The sequence below is a fragment of the Pseudomonas sp. P4_C3 genome (genome assembly GCF_056402075.1).
This window is the reverse complement of record NZ_JBFUIC010000772.1, coordinates 1-652: the sequence shown is the minus strand read 5'-3', so window position 1 is coordinate 652 and position 652 is coordinate 1. Positions and strand designations below refer to the sequence as shown.

The window sequence follows — 652 nt, the reverse complement described above, 5'->3', positions numbered from 1 at the left end:
AGCAACTATATCAAATCAATTTTAGTCCTTGTAAGCGGTACTGCTTGCGCGCAAGCTATTATGATTTTGGTATTACCACTACTTACACGGCTGTATGCACCGGAAGACTTCAGCATACTAGCCGTGTATGCGGCAATATTAGGAATTACTTCTGTATCTGCTTGCTTGCGTTTAGATATCGCAATTCCTATTCCGGAGCATGATACTGATGCTGCGAATCTTCTAGCAATATCTTTAATCAGTTCCGCCTCCATCTCTTTGCTTGCTGGAGTATTTGTCTTTTTATTTCCACATGAAATAGCTCGCTTAACCGCTCAACCTGAGCTTATTCATTATCTGTGGCTACTACCATTTGGGATTGCTCTATCAAGTTCCTACAGTGCATTACAGTTCTGGGCAACGCGAAAAAAGAGATTTTCAACAATAGCCAGTAGTCGTATGGAGCAGTCCATTTCCGGCGCGAGTACCCAGATTGGTTTTGGTTGGATAGGGTATACACCTTTGGGCTTAGTCTTGGGACAAATACTCAGCAGTGGCGCCGGCATCATTCGCCTAGGTAGAAGCGCATTTTCACAAGACCAGGTAACATTTAAGTCCATCAGTCTTAGTGAGATGCGCCGCCTCTTTAAGGCTTACGATAACTTCCCAAAGT

General features: G+C 43.7%; 1 protein-coding gene. It reads left to right on the top strand.

Going from position 1 to position 652, the window contains the following annotated elements; translation table 11 throughout:
- On the top strand, positions 1–652 hold a 652-nt coding region (locus AC1DVH_RS32355; RefSeq protein WP_477757204.1), incomplete at both ends, for a lipopolysaccharide biosynthesis protein.